Annotated in this window: 16 protein-coding genes; 9 read left to right on the plus strand and 7 right to left on the minus strand. The window is 71.2% G+C overall.

All coding sequences use genetic code 11. The features are described from left to right. Positions 1 to 67 precede the first annotated feature (67 nt). The 7 genes from ABZ725_RS46845 to ABZ725_RS46875 form a co-directional block, all read right to left on the minus strand. The gene (locus tag ABZ725_RS46845; RefSeq protein ID WP_358808485.1) at positions 68 to 3,535 is read right to left on the minus strand and encodes an amino acid adenylation domain-containing protein; all 3,468 of its coding nucleotides are present in this window, start codon (positions 3,533 to 3,535) and stop codon (positions 68 to 70) included. Continuing rightward, complete coding sequence (locus tag ABZ725_RS46850) at positions 3,532 to 6,108, minus strand: beta-ketoacyl synthase N-terminal-like domain-containing protein (protein ID WP_358808486.1); 2,577 nt, start codon at positions 6,106 to 6,108, stop codon at positions 3,532 to 3,534. The genes ABZ725_RS46845 and ABZ725_RS46850 overlap by 4 nt, the downstream gene beginning before the upstream one ends. Next, on the minus strand, positions 6,105 to 9,227 hold the full coding sequence (locus ABZ725_RS46855; RefSeq protein ID WP_358808487.1) for an amino acid adenylation domain-containing protein: 3,123 nt from the start codon (positions 9,225 to 9,227) through the stop codon (positions 6,105 to 6,107). The genes ABZ725_RS46850 and ABZ725_RS46855 overlap by 4 nt, the downstream gene beginning before the upstream one ends. Positions 9,228 to 9,449: 222 nt before the next feature. Then, positions 9,450 to 10,724 (minus strand): sulfite oxidase, encoded by a 1,275-nt coding sequence (locus ABZ725_RS46860; RefSeq protein ID WP_358808488.1) that lies wholly within the window; start codon positions 10,722 to 10,724, stop codon positions 9,450 to 9,452. Positions 10,725 to 11,065: 341 nt separating this feature from the next. Continuing rightward, the gene (locus ABZ725_RS46865; RefSeq protein WP_358808489.1) at positions 11,066 to 11,965 is read right to left on the minus strand and encodes an amidohydrolase family protein; all 900 of its coding nucleotides are present in this window, start codon (positions 11,963 to 11,965) and stop codon (positions 11,066 to 11,068) included. Beyond that, positions 11,962 to 13,488 carry a histidine ammonia-lyase gene (hutH, locus tag ABZ725_RS46870; RefSeq protein WP_358808490.1) on the minus strand — a complete coding sequence of 509 codons (1,527 nt, stop codon included), beginning with the start codon at positions 13,486 to 13,488 and terminating at the stop codon, positions 11,962 to 11,964. The genes ABZ725_RS46865 and hutH overlap by 4 nt, the downstream gene beginning before the upstream one ends. Then, complete coding sequence (locus ABZ725_RS46875; RefSeq protein WP_358808491.1) at positions 13,485 to 14,486, minus strand: ornithine cyclodeaminase family protein; 1,002 nt, start codon at positions 14,484 to 14,486, stop codon at positions 13,485 to 13,487. The genes hutH and ABZ725_RS46875 overlap by 4 nt, the downstream gene beginning before the upstream one ends. A gap of 137 nt (positions 14,487 to 14,623) precedes the next feature. On the opposite strand from ABZ725_RS46875, the gene ABZ725_RS46880 reads away from it, so the two are divergent. The 9 genes from ABZ725_RS46880 to ABZ725_RS46920 all read left to right on the plus strand — a co-directional run bounded on the left by ABZ725_RS46880 (position 14,624) and on the right by ABZ725_RS46920 (position 22,712). Continuing rightward, on the plus strand, positions 14,624 to 15,814 hold the full coding sequence (locus ABZ725_RS46880; protein ID WP_358808492.1) for an ATP-binding cassette domain-containing protein: 1,191 nt from the start codon (positions 14,624 to 14,626) through the stop codon (positions 15,812 to 15,814). Beyond that, the gene (locus ABZ725_RS46885) at positions 15,811 to 16,476 is read left to right on the plus strand and encodes an ABC transporter permease (protein ID WP_358808493.1); all 666 of its coding nucleotides are present in this window, start codon (positions 15,811 to 15,813) and stop codon (positions 16,474 to 16,476) included. The genes ABZ725_RS46880 and ABZ725_RS46885 overlap by 4 nt, the downstream gene beginning before the upstream one ends. Continuing rightward, positions 16,473 to 17,162 carry an ABC transporter permease gene (locus ABZ725_RS46890; protein ID WP_358808494.1) on the plus strand — a complete coding sequence of 230 codons (690 nt, stop codon included), beginning with the start codon at positions 16,473 to 16,475 and terminating at the stop codon, positions 17,160 to 17,162. Before ABZ725_RS46885 ends, ABZ725_RS46890 begins: the two co-directional genes overlap by 4 nt. A gap of 63 nt (positions 17,163 to 17,225) precedes the next feature. Continuing rightward, the gene (locus tag ABZ725_RS46895; protein ID WP_358808495.1) at positions 17,226 to 18,170 is read left to right on the plus strand and encodes an ABC transporter substrate-binding protein; all 945 of its coding nucleotides are present in this window, start codon (positions 17,226 to 17,228) and stop codon (positions 18,168 to 18,170) included. Between the two features lie 98 nt (positions 18,171 to 18,268). After that, positions 18,269 to 19,135, plus strand: coding sequence for a MurR/RpiR family transcriptional regulator (locus tag ABZ725_RS46900; RefSeq protein ID WP_351916830.1), 867 nt, complete (start codon positions 18,269 to 18,271; stop codon positions 19,133 to 19,135). A 206-nt stretch (positions 19,136 to 19,341) separates the two neighbouring features. Further along, positions 19,342 to 20,571: an acyl-CoA dehydrogenase family protein gene (locus ABZ725_RS46905; RefSeq protein ID WP_358808496.1), complete on the plus strand. Its 1,230-nt coding sequence runs from the start codon at positions 19,342 to 19,344 to the stop codon at positions 20,569 to 20,571. Positions 20,572 to 20,624: 53 nt separating this feature from the next. Then, positions 20,625 to 21,083, plus strand: a complete 459-nt coding sequence (locus ABZ725_RS46910; RefSeq protein ID WP_351916826.1) for an Rrf2 family transcriptional regulator — start codon at positions 20,625 to 20,627, stop codon at positions 21,081 to 21,083. Positions 21,084 to 21,252: 169 nt separating this feature from the next. Next, positions 21,253 to 21,342: a putative leader peptide gene (locus ABZ725_RS46915; protein WP_358808531.1), complete on the plus strand. Its 90-nt coding sequence runs from the start codon at positions 21,253 to 21,255 to the stop codon at positions 21,340 to 21,342. Between the two features lie 263 nt (positions 21,343 to 21,605). After that, a complete protein-coding gene (locus ABZ725_RS46920) occupies positions 21,606 to 22,712 on the plus strand; it encodes an aliphatic sulfonate ABC transporter substrate-binding protein (protein ID WP_358808497.1) in 1,107 nt (368 codons plus the stop codon). The last annotated feature ends 130 nt before the right edge of the window (positions 22,713 to 22,842 follow it).

Genomic DNA, 22,842 nt, shown 5'->3' on the forward strand with positions numbered 1-22,842 from the left:
GCACACGGGTCCGTGCGCCGGGGGCGGGGGCAGCTCTCATAGCACCGGCAGAGTGGCCGTCGGGTGGTCAGTCCGGCTCGGTCGCCGGTGCCGAGGCACGGCGTTGCTGCTTGCGCAGGACCTGTTGTCTGCGCCGCAGTTGGGCCTCGCGCCGGGCGGCCGGTACCGCCGAACGGTCCCTCAGGGGTGTGCCGGAGCCGGTTGCGCCGCCGAGGTGGGCGGCGTATGCCCGGACGGTCGGGTAGCGGAAGAGGTCGACGATGCGGGCGTCCTCGCGGACCCGGGCGCGGACCTCGGTCAGCAGCCGGGCCACGAGGATGGAGGTCCCGCCGGACCGGAAGAAGTCGTCGGCCGGTCCCACGCCGTCGTCCCGCAGCACCGACCGCCAGACCTCCAGCAGGCGGCCCTCCAGGTCGTTGAGGGGCTCTGGTGCTGTCTGCTCGCGGGCGGCGGTGAGCCGGACCGGAGGAAGGGCCTTGCGGTCGGTCTTGCCGCTGGTCGTGGTGGGCAGGGCGGTGCAGGGGACGCAGACTGCCGGGATCATCTGGTCCGGCAGCAGTTCCATGAGGCCCGCGCGCAGCGTCGCCTCATCGGGATGCGCGCCCGGCTGGGGCACGTAGTGGGCTACCAGGACGCCCCGCTCTCCGTCGTGCTGCACACACACCGCCGCCTGGGCGACGTCGTCGAGCGAGTTCAGGGCGTGCTCGATCTCCTCCAGTTCGATCCGGTAGCCGTTGACCTTGACCTGGTTGTCGACGCGGCCCACCAGTTCGATGTCGCCCGAGGGCAACAACCGGGCGATGTCACCGGTGCGGTAGACCGGCCCGTCCGGGTGGACGGCGGGCAGGACGGGGAAGCGTTCGGCCGTCAACTCGGGTCGGCCCACATAGCCGCGGGCCACGCCGGCCCCCGCGAGCACGAGTTCGCCGTACATGCCGACCGGGACGGGATTGAGGGTGGCATCCACGATATGGGCGGCGGTGTTGGCCAGCGGCCGGCCGACGAGGATCGCGTCGGGATCCGCCGGGACCTCCCAGTACGTCGACCAGACGGTGGTCTCCGTGGGCCCGTACATGTTGAGGACGCGCGGGATGCCGAGCCCCTTGAGCCGTGCGGCCAGCGTCCGGTCGAGAGGTTCGCCGCCGACCATCAGTACGTCGAGGCGGCCCAGGGCCTCCTCGGCGCCGGGCAGTGCGAGCACGCCGCGCAGCAGGGTGGGAGTGGCCTGCAGCGCGGTCGCGCCTTCCCTGACGATGAGTTCGGGGACCGTGGCGGGCTCGGCGTCGTCCCTCGCCGGGGTGTGCCGCAGGCTCTCCGCTGTTTCGGCGAGCACCACGAACACCCCCCGGGCCAGGGTCCACAGCAACTCGACCACGGCGATGTCGAAGGTGACGCCGGTGACGGCCAGCCACACGGTGGGAGCAGGCAGCGCGACCGCTTCGTCCAGGGCCGTGAACAGGTTGGCCAGGTTGCCGTGGGTGACCTCCACGCCCTTGGGCTGTCCGGTGGAACCCGAGGTGAAGATGACGTAGGCCGCGGCCGCGGGGTCCGTCTCCGGGGCCGCGGCGGTGCCCGGGGAGGCGAGAAGTCCGGCCGCGTCCAGGCGGCGGCCGGGGAAGTCCGGGCAGCGTCCGGCGTAGCGTTGGTCGGTGACGAGAGCGGAGCACTCGGCCGAGTCGAGCATGCCTGCCAGGCGTGCGTCGGGGGCGGTGCCGTCCAGGGGGACGTACGCGCATCCCGCGCGCAGGATGCCGAGCAGGACGGCGACGAGTTCGGGGGACCTGGTCGACAGGACGCCCACCCGTGATCCTGGCCGCAGCCCGGCGGCGCACAGTCCTGCCGCCACCGACTCGGCGCGCCGGGCCAGTTCGGCGCCGGACAGGCGCCGACCGCGGAAGGCGATGGCCGGTGCGTCGCCGTGTTCCAGCAGCCGACGCAGGATGTGCTCCTCGGCCCGGCCGGATGTCACGGCGCGGACCGTGGCCGCGTGCCAGCCGGCGATCAGCCGCTCGCTGTCGGGGTCGGCCACCCGCAGGGTGTCGAGGGGCGCGTCCGGCTGGTCGCACATCTGCTCGACCAGGTGCCGGAACCAACCGGTGAAGCGCTGCGCGTCGTCCTCGTCGAACAGGGTGTCGTTGAACACGAGCAGGCCCTGGAGGCCGTCGCCGTCCTCGCGCAGCTTGAACATCAGGTCGTACTGGGCGGAGTAGTAGGGGGTGCCGGCGCTTTCGGCCGTCACGCCGGGCAGGGAGAACTCCTCGCCCGGGTAGGTCTGGAGGATGAAGATCGTCTGGAACACCGGAGAGTGCGAACTGCTCCGACCGGGCGCCACCGCCTGCACGACCTGGTCGAACGGCAGGTCCTGATGAGCGAAGGCGTCGAATGCCGCGCCGCGGGTCCGTAGGAGGTGATCGCGAACCGTCCGGGCCTCGTCGATCCGGCTGCGCACGGTGATGGAGTTGAAGAACAGGCCGAGGGTGTTCTCCAGTGCCTCGTAGGGGCGGTTGGCCAGCGGGCTGCCGACCGCGATGTCGTCCTGGCGGGTCATCCGCGACAACAGCAGGGAGTACGCGGCCATGAAGGCGCCGTAGAGCGTCGTGCCGGTCTCGGCGCACAGTTCGCGCACCCGGGCGAGGAACGCGGCGTCGTAGCGGAAGGTCAGCGCGGAGCCGCGGTAGCTCTGGACCGCCTCGCGCTGCCGAGCCGGCGCCAGCTCCAACAGGGGAGGCAGGTCGGCGAGGGCCGTGCGCCAGTAGTCGCGCTGACGGCGGGCCAGGTCGCTGCCGAGCCATGCGCGTTCCCAGACCGCGTAGTCCGCGTACTGCACGGACAGCCCGGGCAGTTGTGGTGGACGGCCGACGACCCGCGCGGCGTACAGCTCCGACAGTTCCTTCTTGAGCAGGCCGGTCGACCAGCCGTCGGAGACGACATGGTGCTGGGTGACGACGAAGGTCCACCGCCGGGTGCCGGTGCGTAGCAGGTCGAAGCGGATCAGTGGGGCCGAGGCCAGGTCGAAGCGGGTGGAGACAGCTTCGAAGAGAGCCTCGGCGCGGGCGCCGGGAGCGTCGGCTCGCCGGACGGAGAAGACGGCGGGGCAGTCCTCGTGGACGGTCTGGAACAGTCCGTCCGGGGTCTCGGTCAGGGCGGTGCGCAGGATCTCGTGGCGCCGCACCAGGTCCTCGGCGGCGCCGCGCAGGGCGTCCTCGTCGAGGTCGCCTTCGAGATCACTGGCGAAGTACATGTTGTAGATGGGCAGGTCCGTCGCGGTCTGCTCGACCAGCCACAGCCGGTGCTGGGCGTACGAGGCGGGGATCGGCGCCCGCCGGTCGACGCGCTGGATGCGTACACCGCGGCGGTACTGCTCCTCCTCGTACTCCCGGAAGAACCGGAGGATCTCCTCGCGTCGGCCGCGGATGGCGTCCTTGACGTCGTCGGTGAGGACGCCGTCGGCGGCGGAGACCGTGAGTCTGCCGTCGGTCGGGGTCACCTGGATGCCCCGTGCGGACAGGTCCTCGAGGAAGCGGGTGACGTTCACAGTTCCACCGTCTCCCTCGTGTGGTCCGGCGTGGAGGTCGAGGCGGCGTAGACGCGCATGGCGGCCAGTTCGTCCTCGACGAGTCGGGTCATTCCGGCCAGCGTCTCGGCGTCCAGGAGATCGCCCAGGGGGACGCGGACCTCGAACCGCTCCCGGATGCGGGTCATGATCTGTGCAGCGAGCAAGGAGTGGCCGCCGAGGACGAAGAAGCTGTCGTCGGGCAGGACCTCGGGCACGCCGAGGACCGTCCGCCAGACACCCGCGAGTTCGGTGGCCACGTCGGCTGTGCCGAAGACGGGCTCCGGGCTCGCCGCCGCCGCGGGCGGGACCGGAGGCTGCGGTGCGGGAACCGCCCAGTGGCGTTCCTCGGCGAACGGGTAGCCCGGCATCGGGACCCGGTGTCCGCCGCGGCTGCCGGGCGTCCCGTCCCAGCGTACGTCGGCGCCGTGCTCCCAACAGTGGGCCAGCAGACGCAGCCACGCCCCCCGGTCGGCCGCCGCGGCGACCAGGTCCGGGCAGTCGGCGGGGAGCGTCGCCTCGTCCTCGCCCATGACGGCGGCGCGGGTCACCTCGATCAGGTGCTCGACGGCGGGCACCCGGTCCGTGGTGAACACCTGCGAGACGGCCGGCGCGCGCACCTCGAAGGCCGGCGGGGCCAGAGGGCAGGCCCGCAACTCCTGCTCGGTCTCGAGCAGCAGCCGCTCGCACGCGCTCAGATCACCGCCGGTCGAGGCCAGCGCCTGGAGGTGCCTTGCGGCGCACCGCAGCGCCACGTCCCGGGGCAGCGCGCCGGCCTGGCCGAGGGCCAGGAACTCACCGCCGTTCACGGCGGTGACCGCGTGGGGGTGAATGCCGAGCCGGGGCAGGGAGTCGAGCAGCTCGTAGCCGGTCCGCACGGTTCGGTCCGGCTCCTCCCTCGCGTCCTCCGACACCCTCTGCAGCTCGGGCAGTTGCCGCGTCAGCCCCGCGTGCACCGGGTGCGGGGCGCCGGCCCCGAGCGCGATCCCGACGACCAGAGGTCCCTCGGCGGTCGCTCCTTCGGGACCGTCACGCAGGGCGGCGGCGAGGCCGTCGCGCGAGTCGGCCACCCACGCGCGGCGTACCGGGTGCGGGGCGCGGCCGTGCTGGAGTGTGCAGGCGGCGTCCCGGAGGGTGGGGCCGGGTGCGGCCAGGGTCGCGGCCAGCCGCTCGCGCAGCCGGTCGAGCGCCTGCGGGGTGCGGGCGGAGAGCGGGAAGACCCGCGGTTCGCCCTCGTCCTCGGCGACGGGCCCGGCGGACGGCGCCGGGGGCTCCTCCAGCACCATGTGGGCATTGGTGCCACCGACGCCGAGCGCGGTGACGGCCGCACGCCGGGGATGCCCGGTCAGCGGCCAGGGGTGGGTGCCGGTGCTGATGTACAGGCCGCTGTCGCCGAATTCGACCAGGGGGTTGAGCGTGTCGTGTCCGACGGTCGTGGGGACGATGCCCTCGCGGACGGCGAGTACCGCCTTGAGGAGCCCCGCCATGCCGGCGGCGGTGTCCAGGTGCCCGACGGACGACTTCACCGCGCCCACAGCGCAGGGCGTGGACGCGCCGAGCCGTTCCCGGGCCTCACGCAGAGCGGCCAGCTCGACCGGGTCACCGAGCGGTGTTCCGGTGCCGTGCGCCTCGACGTACCCGATGGTCGAGGGATCGACGTCGGCGTCCGTGAGTGCGGCGATGACCACGTCACGCTGGCCCCGCACGCTGGGTGCGGCGAAGCTCTGGCGGTCGGAGCCGTCGTTGTTCAGGGCGGAACCGCGGATCACGGCGTGGATGGTGTCGCCGTCGCGCAAGGCGTCGGACAGCCGTTTGAGGACGACGGCACCCACGCCGCTGCCGGGCACCGTGCCGCGGGCCTGCGCGTCGAACGGGCGCAGCGCGCCGTCCGGGGACATGACGCCTCCGTCGTGGGCGCGGTAGCCGTGCTGCTGCGGGAGTTGGACGGAGACGGCGCCGGCCAGGGCGAGTTCGCACTCACCGGCGAGCAGGCTGCGTCGGGCGAGGTGCACGGCGGTCAGCGAGGTGGAGCACAGGCTGCTCACGAAGACGCTGGGGCCCCGCAGGTCGAGGTGGTACGAGACGCGCAGGGGGAGGGCCGCGGGCGTGTCGGACATGCCACGCCGGGTCTGGGCGCCGCTGCCGGAGGTGGGCAGCAGGGCGGCGTAGCGGTTCTCGCCCGTACCGCAGAACACGCCCACCTTGCGGTCATCGCCGCGGCCTGCCCAGCCGGCGTGCTCCAGGGCGTGGACCGCCTCCTGGAGGAAGAGGCGGTGCTGCGGATCCATGGCGGCGGCCTCCGCGGGCGGGATACCGAAGTAGGCCGCGTCGAACAGGTCGACGCCGTCCAGGCCGCCGGCGACCGGCACATAGGCGGGGTCGGCGCGGACGTCCGAGGGGACTCCCTTTTCGTCCAGAGCCTCGGAGCTCAGGGGAGTCAGGGAGGTGCGGCCCGCCAGGAGAGCGGCCCAGTAGGCGTCGACGTCGGGGGCGGCCGGGAAGCGGCAGGCCATTCCGACGATCGCGACGTGCTGACTGTCCTGCACGGAGTTCATGCTCGTCCTTCGTCGTTCTCGGAGCCGCTCACCGCACGCCCGACGGCGGCGACGGTCGGGTACTTGAACAGGTCCGTCACCGAGATTCCGGCCTCGATCTCCGTTCTGAGCCGACGGTGCAGATGGATCAGGGTCAGGGATGTACCGCCCAGTTCGAACAAGCTCCGATCGCGGGGCACTCGCTCCGGCTCGGTGCCGAGGGCTTCCGCCCACAGCGCGGTGAGGCGGCGTTCGAGGTCCGTGCGCGGGCCGCTGTCAGGTGCCGCCGTCCGGCCGACCTCGGGCAGCGGGAGAGCCCCCACGTCCACTTTCCCGGTGGCAGTGACCGGCATTTCTGCCATGACCATGACATTCGAAGGCAGCTGTTCGGGCGGGAGACGATCGGCGAGATGACCGTGCACGTCGGCCGCTTCGCCGCCGGCGCGCGGGACGACGTAGGCGATCAGTGCGTCTGGGGCCTGGGGCCGCACCGTCACCACGGCGTCGCGTACGTCCGGATGTTCCAGCAGCACAGTGCGGATGCCGTCCAGGTCCACGCGCAGCCCGCGGACCTTGACCTGCGCGTCTTCGCGGCCGTGGAAGTCCAGTACGCCGTCCGGGCGGAAGGAGGCGAGGTCGCCCGTCCGGTAGAGCCGGGCCTCGGGGTCGTCGCTGAAGGGGTGCGGCACGAACCGTTCCGCGGTCTGCTCCGCACGGTTGGCGTAGCCAAGGGCCAACGGCAGCCCTCCGATGCACAGTTCACCCACGAAGGTGGGCGGCAACAGCTGACCGCCGGGGCCGAGCACATAGGCCTGCGCACCGGGGATGGGGCGGCCGATCGGCTCCGCGGTCCCCTGCGCGTCGCTCGGGGCACATGTGTGGGAGGTGACGTCGACAGCGGTCTCGGTCGGGCCGTAGAGGTTGACCAACCGCGCGCGGCTGCCACGCCGCACGGCGTCGGCGACCCACGAGTCGAGCGGCTCCCCGCCCGCGAAGACCCACCGCAGGGCGGAACCCTCGCTCCATGCCTCCTCGGCCAGGACCGCTTTGAGGACAGTGGGCACGAACTGGGCCACGGTCACCGCGTACCGACGCATCTCGTCGATCATCAGCGCCGGGTCCCGGTGCGCCTGCGGCGGCGCCACGACCGCGGCGGCGCCCAGAGTGAGCGGTGCCAGGTATTCCCACAGGGACGCGTCGAAAACGGGCGGCGTCTTGAAGTAGAAGCGGTCCTCGGCATGGAAGCCGAACTCGGTGCGCTTCCACAGGAGGTTGTTGGCCAGGGCGCGGTGTGGAACGACGACCGCCTTGGGCAGGCCGGTACTGCCGGAGGTGGTGATGACGTAGGCGGGATCCGCCGGGCCGGGCGCCCGGTCCTCGAACACTGTGGCGGCATCGGGCGGGGCGTCGTCCCAGACGACGGCTGCGAGCCCGTCCGGCAGGTCGACGGCGGCCGAACCGTCCGGCACCACGGCGGCGGCGGCCCCGGAGTCCGCCAGGACGAACGAGCGGCGGCGCGCAGGTTGGTCCAGGTCCACGGGCAGGAAGGCCAGACCACAGCGCAGTACCGCCAGGGTCGCGGCCACGAACCGGGCCGACCTGGGCAGGCACAGGGCCACGACACTGCCGGCGGGCAGGTCCAGCGCGGCGAGGCGGGCGGCCAGGGAACGGGACGTCGCCTCCAGTTCCCCGTAAGTGGTCTCGCACCCGTCCTCGATCAGGGCGGTCCGCTCGGGAGCGGCCAGGGCCTGCCGCAGGAACGCGGCCGGGACGTGCGGTGCGGCCGCCTCGCCGGGGGCCGGATTCCAGCCGTCCAGCACCATCGCTCGGTCGGTGGGTCCGATGAGGTCCACCGCGGTCGCGGGGCCGTCCCAGCCTTCGGCCAACCTGTCCAGGACGACCTCGAAGGCGTGCGCCAGACGGGTCGCGGTCGCGGGCGGGTAGACCGCGGGGTCGAAATCCAGGCGAGCCGTGGCACGGCCGTCGCAGAGGTCGAATACCAGCATCAGCTCCGACTTGGCGTTACGCGCGGTGAGGGGGAGGCGCTCCGCCTTCAGGCCGCGCAGCCGCAGTTCGTCGCCGGTCTCATTGACGGACAGCATGGGCGGCAGCACCGCCCCACCCCCCGTGAGGGTGCGCAGGTGGGCCCGCAGCTTTTCCAGCGAGGCACCTTGATGCTCCAGGCACGTGAAGAGCGAGTCCTGAACGTCCGCCACGTATTTCGGCAGGCTCCGCCCCGGCCGGGGCGGACACCGAAAGACCAGCAGGTCGGTGAAGAGGCCGACGACGGAGTCGTACTCGGACCGACGCCAGTCCACCGCCGGGTATGAGATGACAACGTCGTCCGAGCGCAGGAAGTGCTGCAACGTCAGAGAGAAGGCGGCCAGCAACAGCGCGAAGGGCGTGGTCCGCAGCTGTTTCGCAGCGCGGCCGACGTCCGTGCGGACGGTGACCGGCACTGATGCCTTGACGCCCTGGGCGGGCGCCGTGTCACGGGCTTGGCGCGGCGGGGCCGCGAGGGTTTCCAGGTCGGCCACGACATCACCCCAGAAGGCGGCGCTCGCCCGACCCTCGGCGGAGGCGTCCCAGGCGCGCTGTCGGCGTATGTAGCCGAAGTAGCCGTCGGCCGGGGACTCGCCACCGTCCGGTACGCCGTCCAGCACTGCGGCATAGGCCTCGCCCAAGTCTCTCGACAACTGTCGGACCGACGGGGCGTCGGTCGCCACGTGATCGAAGACCATGAGCAGAACGGCCTCTTCGGGAGCGAGCCGAAACAGGTCGGCACGCAGTCGGCAGGTCGCGTCGGCGAGGAACGGGATCGACAGCGCGTCGTCAATCCGTTTGTCCAACTCGCCCTTTGTCACCTGGTGCACGCTCAGGATCTCGTCCGGCACCGCGCACACGCTCTGACACGTCGGGCCGTCCGCCGCCTGTTGGATCGACACGCGTAGCACGGGATGCCGCCGGAGCACCCGGCGCAGCGCCTCGTCCAGCGCGCCTTTCTGTACGACGCCGGAAAGGACGTACGCGACAGGGACGTTGTAGAGGTCCCCTTGAGGATTGAGTTGCCGCGCTGTCCAGACAGCCTCTTGCTGCCTGGACAGCGGAAAAACACATAAGTCTTCCAAGGACTGAGACATTAGATCCCCCGTTAACCGACCTGACGCCTGCCGCGTGATCTTGCCCTCGGTGACACCACCGACACCACAAGCGATCAAAATGTGACTGGTGCCACAGTCAATGCCGGTGAAAGGCCTGCGAATTCGACTGAAGGAAGAATCGGGACCAAATCCGGCAACCCTTGACACTGCCGTCGACCAACAGAACAACGGCCGTTGGGGCCCGGCCAGGACGGCTGTCCGTCACACCACGCTCACCGGATGCCGGACGACCGCGTCGAACAGGTACCCCTGCGTGTTCGGCACGGCGGTGGCCGGCTGAGTGCGGCCGGCCGTGTCCGTGGCGCGGGCCAGCAGGTGGGTGGCGCCGGGTGCGTCGGGCCGCCAACCGAGGGACCAGCGGGTCCAGGTACCGGCGCGGGGCCGGTCGTGCAGGTGGGCGGGCCGCCAGTTCGCCCCGCCGTCGGTGCTGACGTCGACCCGTGCGACGGCGCCCGCGCCCGACCACGACCGTCCGTGCAGTACATGCCGCTGTCCCGCCGTGAACGTGGCCCCGCCGGCCAGCTCGAAGGCGCTTTTCGTGGCCTGCCGGGTGAGCGGCGCGCTGCCGCCCTCCGGGTAGGAGGAGCCGAACAGCCGGTAGAAGGTGGTGTTCCAGGGCGAGTAGAGCGGCTGCGCGGACACCTCGATGTCGCCGACCCACTTGATCGACGCGATCCCCACCCACGAGGGCACCAGCACCCGCACCGGGTACCCGTGGTCGTACGGAAGCGGCTCGCCGTTCATCTCGTAGGCGAGCAGTACGTCGTCCAGCGCCTTGGCCAGCGGCAGCGGACGCCGTACCCGGCCCAGGCTCTCGCCGCCGCTGACGTACTCGGCGTCCAGGCCACGCGGCTGCACGTCCACGGCGTACGGGGACAGCCCGGCCCTGCGCAGCACGTCCGCCAGGCGCACCCCGCGCCAGCGTGCGACGCCGATGGCGCCCAGGGTCCACGGGGTGCCGGTGACCGTCTCGCCCTGCTGAGTCGTGTAGTAGGAACGCCCGTTGCCTGCGCACTCGACGAAGGCGGTACGGGTGACGGCCGGCAGGGCCCGCAGGTCGTCGTAGCCGAACTCCACCGGCCGGTCCTCGCCGGGGGCGCCGCGCAGCCCGCTCCCCCACAGCCGCAGCCGCCAGTCGTCGGCTTCCAGGACGGGGGTGGCGGTGTGGTTGCGCACGAAGAACCGCTCGTTGGGGGTGTGGTGACCGGTTCCGCGCAGCGCCTCCCAGCGGGTCTCGGCGTTGGTGCCGCGCGCGATGAACCACTCGGGCGGCAGGGGCTTGACGATCGGCCCGGCGGCGGCGTGGGCGGGCCGCGTGGCGCCGAGTGCGGTCCCGGCGGCGGTCGCGGCGAGCAGGGTGAGCAGCCGACGGCGGGTGACCCCGTCGGCCCTTGCCTCACCGGCAAGCCACTGACGCAACCTGCGGCGGTCGTAGTCGGTTTCGTAGGAATGACCGGCGGGGGTGGAGGCAGGCATGGCGTGTCCTCGTCATGGGGGGGGGGAGGGAGATGCACGAGAGCCGTGGCGCGGGCCAGGGCGCGGCCGTCCGTGGGACGGGTGCGGCCCGTGCGTACAAATGGCTTGTCCAGCAGGGTTGTTGACAGAGACGCGAGGAGGCGCGCGATCAGCCGGTCGTCCGACACAGCGCGGCGGCCACCCGGACGAGGTCCACGGCGCGGCGACGGGTCAGCGGCTCCGACAACGGCATGGCGGGATGCAAGCACGTGGGGCGGAGGGTGTCAACGGAGCGGTGGCGGTGGGCCGGACAGGGGCGGGTCAAGTCGCCCGAGCGGGAGGCGGGACTCGGCATGGGCGCGTCACTCCTTTCCCGTGAGCAGCCGCCGTGGATTGGCGATGCGGAAGGCGTACGCCGCGGCCGCGCCCAGGCCGAAGCCGGGGTGGCGTGGGGGCGTCGCGTAGGGCCGGTCCGAGCCCTGGACGACGGCGTCCGGACCCAGGGCGTGGACGACCGCTTCGACGGCGGTCGGACCGTACGAGGACGTCTCGACGAACACGTCCGGATCGGTCTTCTCCCGCGGTCCGCCCCGGGCGGCGAGGCGCTCCCCGTGCAGTGGGGCGAGCCCGGCCAGCAGCGCGAAGCACACCCGCAGACGCGGATGGCGGGGTCGGCCGAAGGCCTGGAAGGCGAACCAGGCGGTGTGCATCTGCTGGACGTAGGGCACCATCGCGGGCCACCATCCGGGCCCCTCGGAACCTCCCGGTGCAGGCCCGGGATGGACGAACAGCGGGAGGTCGCGCTCTTCGAGCAGATCGAGCAGCGGGGCACAGCGCGCGTAACCGGTCGCGTCGGCAAGGGCGTTCGCCGGAAGCTGGAGGCCGACGAACCCCCGCTCCAGCTCCCTCTCCGTCGCGTTCGCGTCGATGTCCCGTACGCAGGCCGCGGCCCAGGCCCCGAACGGTGCGGGCAGCTCGGCCGCGCCGTCGTGGTACGCGTCGAGCAGGGGCCGGGCCTCGACGGCGGGCAGCCACTCGACGCCGATCGGGGCGGACAGGGAGACGAGCGCCCGGCCGAGTCCGTCGGCGACGGCGAGTTCCGTACGCCGCGCGATGTCGTGGTCGGCGGGAGGTATCTCGTAGGGCGGCTCACCGTCCAGGAACAGGGTCCAGCCGTCCAGGAACGGCGGCTCGCGGCGCGATCGCAGGGCCGTCACCAGCGAGGGGGTCCACAGATGCTGGTGGACGTCGACGTGGGTCATGCCGATCCTCCCGCCAGGGCGCGCAGTGTGCCCCGGACCTCGTCCGAGCCGAGGACGGCGCGGCCCACCGCCTCCACGTCCGCCCCGCAGGCCCGGTCGTCGTCCAGGCGGGGCACGATCTTGCGGATTGCGCTGTACAGGAACTGCGGCCCCCGTCCCAGCACGGGCGGGGCTGCCAGATCCACCGCCTGTGCGGCGACCACGCACTCCACGGAGAGCAACTGGCGCAGCCGCACGAGGATCGTGGTCAACCTCCGTGCGCCGAGCGCCGCGTTGGTCGAGTCGTCCTCGACGGCGTGCGCACCATGGCGGGGGTCGGTGCTCACCGGTACGGACAGCATGCGGATCTCGGCCACGAGCGCCTGTGCCGTCTTGGCCAGGGGGGCGAAGCCCGAGCGCTCCGGACCGTACGGCGAGAGGTTCGCGGGCAGTCCGCTGACGGCCGGGTCGAGCAGCCGTCGCATGCGCTCGGCGGAGATCGACGCGGTCTGCGTCAGGGCCAGCGCGAGGGTGTCGAAGGCGAGGGCGAGGGCCGGGGTGTGGAAGTTCCCGGACGAGAGGATCTCGCCGGTGTCGGCCAGGACCACCGGGTTGTCGCCGCAGCCGTTGAGCTCCGGCCGGAGTGCCGCGTCGGCGAAGTCGAGCGCGGTGTGCAGCGCCCCGTGGACCTGGGCCGCGCAGCGCAGGCTGACGGGGTCCTGGACCCGCCGGGCGTTGCGGGGATCGCCCAGCTCACCGCCGTCCAGGAGGGCGAGCAGTTCGCCCGCCGCCCGGGACTGCCCGGGGGCGGGCCGCAGTCCCAGTACCCGCGCGTCGAGCGGACTCGTGTTGGCCCGGAAGCCCTCGTAGGTCAGGGCCGTGACGGCCTGGGCCAGGGTGAGGACGGCGGCCGCCTCGTGCAGGGCGAGCGCGCCCTGACCGGCCGCCAGCGGGCTCGCGCTGCACAGCACGTGCCCGTCCTTCGGGCCCAGCAGGGCCGGGGCCAGACCGGCCCGGCGCAGTGCCGTGGCGCCGTCGAGCACCTCGCCGGCGAACTCGGCGCTGCCCTCGCCGATGACGACCAGACCGACATGGGCCAGCTGGACCAGATCGGCGGCGCCGATCGACCCCACCTCGGGTATCACGGGGTGCACCCGCGCGTTGAGCAGGGCCACCAGCAGCGTCAGGATCTCCGGCTGCACTCCGCTGCCGCCGCCCGCGAGGCCGTTCACGCGGGCGAGGACGGCAGCGCGTACGACGGGGACCGGCAGCGGATCGCCGACCGCGTTGGCCCGCCCCCGGACCGTGCGGGCGCTGAACACCTCGAGCTCGTCGCGCGGCAGTGCGTACGAGGAGCGGGCGCCCAGCCCCGTCGTCAGGCCGTAGGTCGGCACCTGACGGTCGACTACGTCGTCCACGGCGGCACGCTCGCGCGCCAGCCGCGGGAACACCTCGTCCGCCAGTTCGACCCGGGCGCCGTGGTGGGCGACGGCGACGACGTCGTCGTAGGACAGCGTCCTCCCGTCGATGACGACCTCGGTCATGCGAACCGCAGCCTCTGGCCGAGGCCGCGTTCGGCGGCCTTCTTCAGCATGGCGGCGCCCAGGGCGATGTCGGAGAGGGAGAGGCCGCGGTGCCAGAACAGGATCGTCTCCTCGGCGCTCTCCCGGCCGGGCTTGACGCCGGCGACTATCTCCCCCAACTCACCGTGCAGATTCGCCTTGTTGAGCCTGCCGGAGTCGACGTGTACGCGCAGGGCGCCGAACGGCCCGGCGTGCGCCTGGCCCCAGTCGTCGACGACGATCTTGTCCATGATGTCCGTGAGGGTGAGCTCGACGGCGCTGTTCGTCCCGTAGGGCACGACCAGCGCCCCCGGGGAGATCCACTCGGTCCTCAGCAGCGGCTCCGGCCTCCGCAGCCGGGACGCCTCGACCACGATGTCCGCGCCTTCCACACAGCTCTGCCAGTCCTCGGTCACGACGACGGGCTTGCCGAGTTCCTCCGCCAGCCGTCCGGCGAAGGCCTCGCGGCTCTCGGGGCGGCGCGAGTGGACGCGGATCTCGGACAGGTCGAAGATCCGGTCGAGCAGCCGGACGTTCCAGTACGACGTGGCACGGGCGCCGATGTGCCCGAGCACCTTGGCGTCCGGGCGGGCCAGGTGACGGGCGCCGAGCGCGGTCAGGGCCCCGGTGCGCATCTCCGTGATGGCGGTGGCGTCGAGCACGGCCACCGGCATGCCACTGCGCGGATCGAAGAGGTTGAGCAGGGCCATCTCGGAGGGCAGCCCGGCCTGGTGGTTGTCGACGTAGTCGCCCACGATCTTGACTCCGGCCAGCGCCAGCGGAGCGATGTACCCGCGCAGGACGTTGAAGTGGCCGTTGAACGCGGGATCGGGCATGAGGTGGACGCGCGGTTCGATCACCGTCTGGCCAAGACCCTGGGCACGCAGCCCGTCCTCGACGGCGTCGAGTATCTCGGTGTCCGTCAGTTCGAGCCGCTCTATGTCCGCGCCGTTGAGGAAGGTGAACCAGACAGGTTCCATGGGCTGTCTCCCTACGTCTGAACTGCTGGTTTGCTGATTTCGTACGAACGTAATACGCCGTTTACAGGCAGCCATTGACTGTCATTCACTCACCCGCGACTCTGCATGACCATATGCAGTCGGGGTAAGGGGCAACCTTGATCAGGTTTGACGCGGTGAGCAAAAACTATCCGAACGGCACCACGGCCGTGGACGAACTTTCCCTGGAGCTCGCCGAGGGCGGCATCACGGTCCTGGTCGGTCCCTCCGGCTGCGGCAAGACCACGACCCTGCGCATGATCAACCGCATGGTCGAGCCGACCGCCGGGACGGTGAGCCTGCGCGGCCGGGACATCCGCGAGGTCCACGCCCCCGAGCTGCGCCGGGGCATCGGGTACGTGATCCAGCACGCGGGGCTGTTCCCGCACCGCACCATCCTCGACAACATAGCCACCGTCCCGCTGCTCCTCGGCTGGAGCCGGAAGAAAGCGCGGGCACGGGCGGCGGAGCTGCTGGAACTGGTGGGGCTGCCTGCGGAGATGGCCAAGCGCTACCCGAACCAGCTCTCCGGCGGGCAGCAGCAGCGCGTCGGAGTGGCCAGGGCGCTGGGCGCCGACCCGCCCGTGCTGCTGATGGACGAGCCGTTCAGCGCGGTCGACCCGATCGTCCGGGCGGAGCTGCAGGCGGAGTTCATCCGGCTGCAGAAAGAGCTGCACAAGACGATCGTGTTCGTCACCCATGACATCGACGAGGCGATCAAACTCGGCGACAACATCGCGGTGTTCCGGACCGGCGGCAAGCTCGCCCAGTTCGACACCCCCGAGCGGCTGCTCGCCCACCCGGCCGACGCGTTCGTGGCCGGGTTCGTGGGGCAGGACCGGGGCATCCGCCGGCTGTCCTTCGTCAAGGCCGCCGAGGTGCCGCTGCGCCACGGTCCGGTCCTGGCGGCCACCGCTCCCGTCGCGCAGGCCCGGGCGGCCGGCGAGGCCTGGCTGCTCGTCGTCGACGACGACCGACGGCCGCTCGGCTGGGCCGCGGCCGAAAAACTGCCCGAGAGCGGCACGCTGGCCGATGCCCCGCTGGCCCCCCTCGGCCACACGTTCAGCCTCGCCGACGACTCGGCACGGGCCGCCCTCGACTCCGCCCTGCTGTCGCCCGCCCGGCTCGCGGTGGGGGTCGACGCGGACGGCGCGGTCGTCGGCGTCGCGGACGCCCATGAGCTGTCCGCCGTGACGGCCGCCGAAGCCGACGAGCCGGCGGCCGTCACGACGGACAGCGCGAAGACGGACCGCGCGAAGGCCGACGGTGCGAAGGCCGACGGTGCGAAGGCCGACGGTGATGACCGATGAGAGACGGTGAGCCGCTGGTCCGGTGGCAGTGGATCGGCGACCACGCCGGCGAGCTGGCCGACTACACCGGCGTGCATCTGCGACTGGGCCTGCTGCCGGTGCTGTTCGGGCTGATCATCTCGGTGCCGCTGGGGATCGCGTGTCACCGCTGGCGCTGGCTGTACGCGCCGGTGCTGACCGTGACCAACATCCTGTACTCCATCCCGTCGCTGGCCCTGTTCATGATCTTCGTGCGGTACACGGGGCTGACCGAACGCACGGTGATGATCCCGCTGACGCTGTACACGTTGTCGGTTCTGGTGCCCAACGTCGTGGACGGCCTCGCCTCGGTCCCCGAACCGGTCCGGCAGGCGGCCACCGCGCTGGGATTCGGCACGGTGCGCAGGGTCGTCCAGGTCGAACTGCCGATAGCCGTACCCGTCGTCATCGCCGGTGTACGCGTCGCCGCCGTCTCCTCCATCAGCCTCGTCGCCGTGGGCCAGCTGATCGGACAGGGCGGTCTCGGCTACTACATCACCCGGGGCCTCCAGCTCGACTTCCCGACCCCGATCGTGACCGCGATCGCGCTGATCATGCTGCTCGCGCTCACCACGGACGCCCTGCTGGTCCTCGCGCAACGGCTGCTCACCCCGTGGTCCCGGAGCAAGGTGACGTCGTCATGAACGATTTCCTCAACCAGGTCCGGCTCGTGGGGGAATGGCTGACGTCCTCGCAACAGTGGCACGGCGACGACGGCATCCCCCACCGGCTCCTGGAACACCTCACCTACAGCGGTGTGTCGCTGCTCTTCGCCGCCCTGATCGGGCTGACGTTCGGGCTGCTCGTCGGGCACACCGGGCGCGGCGCGTTCGCCGTCGCCAGCGTCGCCAACCTCGCGCGGGCCATCCCCACCTTCGGCCTGGTGGTCCTCGTCGTCACGCTCGCCGGGCTGAGCACCACACCGGTGCTGGTGGCCCTGGTCGCGCTCGCGGTCCCGCCGATCCTCATCAACACCTTCGAGGGCGTCCGGGGCGTGGACCCCGCCACCCGGGACGCGGCCCGCGGGGTCGGCATGACCGAGTGGGAGGTCCTGGTCCGGGTGGAGGTGCCGATGGCGCTGCCGCTGATCCTCCTCGGCCTCAGGATCGCCGCGATCCAGGTCGTGGCCACCGCGACCGTCGCGGCCTACCCCGGCCTCGGCGGCCTGGGCCGCTTCATCGTCGACGGACTCTCCCGCAACGACTACCAGCTCGTCATCGGCGGTTCCGCCGTCGTCGTCCTCCTGGCGCTGGTCGTCCAGATCGTCTTCACCGCGCTGCGGCGCGTCATCGTCTCGCCGGGCCTGCGGGTCTCGGCGTCCAAGTCCTGAGTTCCTCCGAGCCCGAGCTTTCCCGAGCCCGAGTTCTTCCGCGCCCTGAGAAAGGAAACACCCATGAGTCCCAAGAGAGCTGTGTACCGCGCCGCCGCGTTCGGCCTGATCGCCGCCTTCTCGCTGACCGCCTGCGGCGATGGCGGCGACAGCGACAGCAACCCGCTGGCGGGCGGCAGCAGCGCCGCCGGCGACGGCAAGACCCTCGTCGTCGGCTCGGCGAACTTCCCCGAGAACCAGCTGCTCGCCGAGATCTACGCCGAGGCGCTCGAGGCCAAGGGCCTGAAGGTGACGCGCAAGTTCGACATCGGAGCCCGTGAGGTCTACTACGACCAGATCGTCAAGGGCGGCATCAGCGTCTTCCCCGAGTACAACGGCGCCCTGCTGGCCGTCGCGGTCGACAAGACGAGCACCGCGACCGGCACCGAGGAGATCAACGCCGAGCTGAAGCAGAAGCTCCCGTCGTCGGTGGAGATCCTCGACTCCGCCGAGGCCCAGGACAAGGACTCGGTCACGGTCACCGCGGAGACCGCCGCCAAGTACAACCTCAAGACCCTCGCCGACCTCAAGCCCGTCGCGAGCAAGCTGACCCTCGGCGCCGGCTCGGAGTTCAAGACCCGCCAGCAGGGCTGGATCGGTCTGCAGAAGGTCTACGGCGTCGAGTTCGGGAAGTTCCAACCGCTCGACGCGGGCGCCCAGAGCACCCTGCTGAAGCTGCTGCAGGACGACAAGGTGCAGGCCGCCAACATCTACACGACCGACCCTGCCATCGTCGAGGACAAGCTGGTGGTGCTGGAGGACCCGAAGAACCTCTTCTCCTCGCAGAACGTCACGCCCCTCGTCTACAAGTCCGCGGTCGACGACACGGCCAAAGCGGCGCTCAACGGCGTCTCCGCCAAGCTCACCACCGCCGACCTGCAGGACATGATGAAGAAGCTCGTCAACGACAAGGAGGACGCCGCCACGGTCGCGAAGGAGTGGCTGACGAAGGCCGGCCTCGTGAGCTGACGGGTTCGGCAATGCTGAAGCTGAGGGTCCGGCAATGCTGAGGCTGACGGATCCGGCAACGCTGACCGGTTCGGCAACGCAACGGCTGGGGGAAGCGGATGAGTGAAGGCGCCGGCACCGACATACCTGCGGGTGTCGGCGCCTCCGCACGGCTGCACCAGCTCTTCGAAGGCCGTCGGCTCACCCCGACGCAGCGTCGCATCGCGCACTGCCTGGTGCGGCGAGCGGCGGACGTGCCCTTCCTGTCGAGCGTGGAACTGGCTCAACTGGCCGGTGTGAGCCAGCCGTCGGTGACCCGTTTCGCGATCGCCCTCGGCTTCGACGGCTATCCGGGGCTGCGCAGCCATGTGCGACAACTCGCGCCCCCCGGAACCCCGTTGGACCAGGAGCCGAGCAACCCGTACCAGCAGGCGGTGCGGGCCGAGATCGACAACCTGCGGCAGCTGGCGTCCCTGCTCGCGGATCCGGGGCCCGTGGAGCGCGCCGGTCGGCTGCTCGCCGCCTCCCGGCCACTGCCGGTGCTCGGGCTGCGCGCCTCCGCCGCTGCGGCGCGGGGCTTCGCCTACTTCGCCGCGAAGGTCCACCCCGACGTGCGCCTGCTCGACGAGGGCGGTTCCCTGCTCGCCGATCGTGTCGACGCGGCCCGGCACGCCGGCGCCAGCGCGCTCCTGTGCTTCGCGCTGCCCCGCCACCCGCGGGAGATCCTCGCCGCGCTCGGCCACGCCCGTGCCACGGGGCTGACCGTGGTGACGATCGCCGACGGCACGTTCGCCCCGGTGGCGGCGCACAGCGATCTGCTCCTGCCGGCGGCCGTGGGGACGGGCCTGGTGTTCGACACCGTGAGCGCCCCCATGCTGCTGGGGCAGGTCCTCCTGGAAGCGATGTGCGACGCCCTGCCGGACGCCCAGGCCCACCTGGAGGAGTTCGACGCGCGGGCCGCGGCGCGGGGGCTGTTCGTCGACTGAGCCGAGGGCGCCCGCAACCCTGTCGAGGCATCTGGGACTTGTCCCCACGGCACTGCGTTCCCTATATTTCCTATCGATTTACTAGGAAAGCATTGACGGCCTGCCCGGCGGGTGCCGAGGATGATGCACATGCCCCACAGGCAGCAACGATTCACTCCATCGGGTGGGGACGTGACTCTGCCGCCGACCGTGAGGAGACCACCGCCATGGGCGTTGCCACTGCGCCGTCCGGACCCGCCTCGGAATCCGACCGGACGGGGCCCGGCCGTGTGCACTGGCTGCAGGTGGCCCGCGAGACGGCGGACGACCTGGCCACGGACGCGGTGGCCAGGGAGCACGCGGGCAAAACCCCGTTCGACGAGGTGTACCGACTGCGCGAAGCGGGACTGCTGACGCTCCTCCTCCCGGCCGAGTTCGAGGGAGGCGGCGCGGACTGGCGCACGGCGTACGCCGTCGTCCGGGAGATCGCCGCCGCCGACGGCGCCATCGGTCAACTGCTCGGCTGTCACTACTTCCTGTCGTGGAGCGCCCGGTTCTTCACCGAGCCCGCCCTCGCCGCTCGGTTCGAGCAGAAGTCGGCGGCGGAGCAGTGGTGTTGGGGTGGCGGTCTCGCCCGTCAGGAGCTGCCCCTGGCGCTGACCAGGAAAGCCAGGGGCCATGTACTCGACGGTCGGCAGAGCTACGCCACGGGGGTCCTGGTCGCCGACCGCCTCGTCGTGCGGGCCGAGCGGGCCGGCACCGGCGAACCACTCGCCGTCGTCGTCGATCCGGCCCACCCCGGCGTGCGGATCGACGCCGACGTCGACACGTTCGGCCAGCGGCTCGCGGCCGGCGGCAGCGTGGAGTTCGACTCCGTACCGGTCGCCGCCGACGACGTACTCGGCTCCCTGTCCGCGGACGAGGACGTCCTGTCACCCCTGGTCGCTCTCATATCGCCGATCGGACGTCTCCTGTCCGTCCAGCTCCTTCTCGGCATGACCGAGGGAGTGCTCGCCGAAGCGCGTGAGTACAGCAGGGCGGGCCACTCCCCCTGGCATCCCGCCTGGCCGGTCGGCTCTCCCCAGGACCCGCAGACGCTGACCGTCTACGGAGAACTCACCGTCCTCGCCCGCGCCGCCTCCGCACTCGCCGAGCAAGCGCTGGAGGCCCTGCACGCCGGGCTGGCACACGGCCCGGACCTCACCTACGACGAGTACGCGGACATCTCGGTCCTCGTGACCATGGCCGAAGCCGCCGCTTCCAGGGCGGCGCAGGAGTCCACCACCCGCGCCCTGGACATCGTCGGCTCCCGCTCCGCGTCCTCGCGGCTGGGCTTCGACCGCTTCTGGCGCAACGCGCGGACCCACACCCTGTACGAGCCCGCCGCCCACCGACTCCGCGATGTCGGGGACTACTTCCTCAACGGCGCGCACCCTCCGTTCGTCCTGCCTGTCTGACCACGGGCATCGAGGGCGCCCGAAGCAGTACGGGATTACGGGATAATGCGCGCATGCGGATCTCAGCCAGGGCGGACTACGCGGTACGTGCCGCGCTGCAGCTCGCCGCGTCACGGGATGACGGGCCACTGAAGGCCGAGGCCATCGCCGACGCCCAGGACATCCCGCACAAGTTCCTCGAAAGCATCCTCAACGACATGCGCCGAGGCGGTCTCGTGCTCAGCCAGCGCGGCGGCAACGGCGGCTACCGGCTGGCCAGGCCCGCCGACTCCATCAGCATCGCCGACGTCATACGCACCGTGGACGGACCACTGGTCTCGGTACGCGGGGTCCGCCCGCCGGATCTGTCCTACACCGGCCCCGCCGAGTCACTGCTCCCCTTGTGGATCGCACTGCGGTCCAACGTGCGCGAGATCCTCGAAGGCGTGTCGCTCGCCGACGTCGCATCGGCCCAACTGCCCGCCGATGTCTCCGCGTTGACCAATACACCAGGCGCTTGGGTCAACCCCTGACCCGCCGGGCCACCCACGACTGATCTCACAGAGTGAGAAGGTTGTGTCCGTCATACGAACACCCCCTTGGGATGGACGCCACCTTCTGCCACGATCCCCATCATCCAGGTAGGAAAACTAGGGATCTGCGGGGGTGGTGGCCATGAGAACGCTCGACCATGTCGGCCGGATGCTGCCCCTTCTGACCTCGCGTCGTCATATCGACCTCGGCCGTACGTCCAGTGCCATCTGTCGGCCCCTCCGACACCACGGATCCTGACGCTCTCCGAACCGGCGCCGTCGCCCTGCCTCCCCGCCGCGTCGGCGGGCCGGACACGCTCACGTTCCATTTCTCAGCACCCGACGGCATGTCTGCCGCCGACGACCGAGAAGTGGAGTGCCGTCGCCTGCCGACGAGCAGTCGCCTCACACTTCGCACCTCACATTTCGCACCTTTCTGATCGCCCATCCCTGATCGCCCATCCCTGATCACCCATCCCTGATCACCCATCCCTGATCACCCATCCCTGAGAGGACACCTCTGTGTCTGCCGCGAGACCGCTCACCGCCCTGCGCACCACCGCCGTCGTAGTCGCGCTTCCCCTCCTGCTCACCGCCTGCGGCTACGGTTCCGAGTCCACCGACGACGGCAAGCAGGCCGCGGTCGCGGCAGGCGCCAAGAAGCTCTCCGCCGACGAGGTGAAGATCGGCTACTTCCCCAACCTCACACACGCCACCGCCCTGGTGGGCGTCCAGGAGGGCCTGCTCCAGAAGGAGCTCGGCGGCACCACGATCAAGGCGGCCACGTTCAACGCCGGCCCCTCCGAGATCGAGGCGCTGAACGCCGGCTCCATCGACATCGGCTGGATCGGCCCCTCCCCCTCGATCAACGGCTACACCAAGTCCAACGGCAAGAACCTGCGCATCATCAGCGGTTCCGCCTCCGGTGGCGTGAAGCTCGTCGTCAACCCGAAGAAGATCAAGTCCCTGGACGACGTCAAGGGCAAGAAGATCGCCACCCCGCAGCTCGGCAACACCCAGGACGTCGCGTTCCTCAACTGGATCGCGGAGAAGGGCTGGAAGGTCGACGCGCAGAGCGGCCAGGGCGACGTCTCCGTCGTCCGTACGGACAACAAGGTCACCCCGGACGCCTACAAGTCCGGCTCCATCGACGGCGCCTGGGTGCCGGAACCGACCGCCTCCAAGCTGGTCGCCGAGGGCGGCAAGGTGCTGCTCGACGAGTCGACGCTGTGGCCGGACAACAAGTTCGTGATCACGAACATCATCGTGTCGCAGAAGTTCCTCAAGGAGCACCCCGACGTCGTCGAGGCCGTACTGCGCGGGTCCGTGAAGACCAACGAGTGGATCAACGCCAACCCGGAGAAGGCCAAGGCGTCCGCCAACGCGGCGCTGGAGAAGCTGTCGGGCAAGGCGTTGCCCGCCGACGTCATCGACGCGGCCTGGAAGTCCATCACCTTCCTCGACGACCCGCTGGCCTCCACCCTCAACACCGAGGCGGAGCACGCGGTCAAGGCCGGCCTCCTGGAGAAGCCCGACCTGAAGGACATCTACGACCTCGCACCGCTCAACAAGGTCCTCAAGGCCGCGGGCAAGACCACGGTCGACGCCGCCGGTCTCGGCGCCGAGTAACGACAACCGCACCCGACGCCGTTCCCAGGAAGGTGACGGCCTTGGCGACCACCATCGCCAAGGCCGTCACCTTCCTGGCCGTCAAGCTCCTCCACCCGAACCAGGGCCCCTGTCCCCTTATCAGGCTTGA

The sequence above is a fragment of the Streptomyces sp. NPDC006872 genome (genome assembly GCF_040635845.1).
In the GTDB taxonomy this organism is placed as follows: domain Bacteria; phylum Actinomycetota; class Actinomycetes; order Streptomycetales; family Streptomycetaceae; genus Streptomyces.